The organism is Ottowia thiooxydans DSM 14619 (assembly GCF_000422885.1).
In the GTDB taxonomy this organism is placed as follows: Bacteria; Pseudomonadota; Gammaproteobacteria; order Burkholderiales; family Burkholderiaceae_C; genus Ottowia; species Ottowia thiooxydans.
In genome coordinates this window covers 521245-521885 of record NZ_KE383943.1, presented here as the reverse complement: position 1 = coordinate 521885, position 641 = coordinate 521245, and the positions used below count along the sequence as shown (strand labels likewise).

Annotated in this window: 1 protein-coding gene; it reads left to right on the top strand. The window is 53.7% G+C overall.

The genetic code is table 11. From position 1 onward, the window contains the following. Positions 1-641 (top strand): hypothetical protein (locus tag G518_RS40830; RefSeq protein ID WP_036596677.1); only part of this gene is annotated, 641 nt, incomplete at both ends.

The window sequence follows — 641 nt, the reverse complement described above, 5'->3', positions numbered from 1 at the left end:
AAGCTAGACACCGAGCTGTTCGTGTTGCTCAGGCCGGTGCTGAGTGAACTCACGCCAGTACTCAGCGACGAAACAGAGCTGTTGGTATTGCTCAGACCCGTACTCAGCGAACTCACGCCAGTGCTCAAACTGGATACCGAACTGTTCGTGTTGCTCAAGCCCGTGCTCAAGCTCGAAACGCTGGAGTTCGTATTGCTAAGGCCTGTACTGAGTGAGCTAACGCCAGTGCTCAAGGACGAGACTGAACTGTTCGTATTGCTCAGACCCGTGCTGAGTGAACTCACTCCGGTACTCAGCGATGAGACTGAACTATTCGTGTTGCTCAGGCCGGTGCTCAAGCTTGAAACGCTGGAGTTCGTATTGCTCAACCCAGTGCTGAGTGAGCTGACGCCTGTGCTCAAGCTAGACACCGAACTATTCGTGTTGCTCAGACCTGTGCTGAGCGAACTCACTCCGGTGCTCAACGACGATACGGAGCTGTTCGTGTTGCTCAACCCGGTGCTGAGTGAGCTAACGCCAGTGCTCAAGCTTGAAACGCTGGAGTTTGTATTGCTCAACCCAGTGCTGAGCGAGCTGACGCCAGTACTAAGGCTAGATACCGAACTATTGGTATTGCTCAGACCCGTACTCAGTGAGCTCAC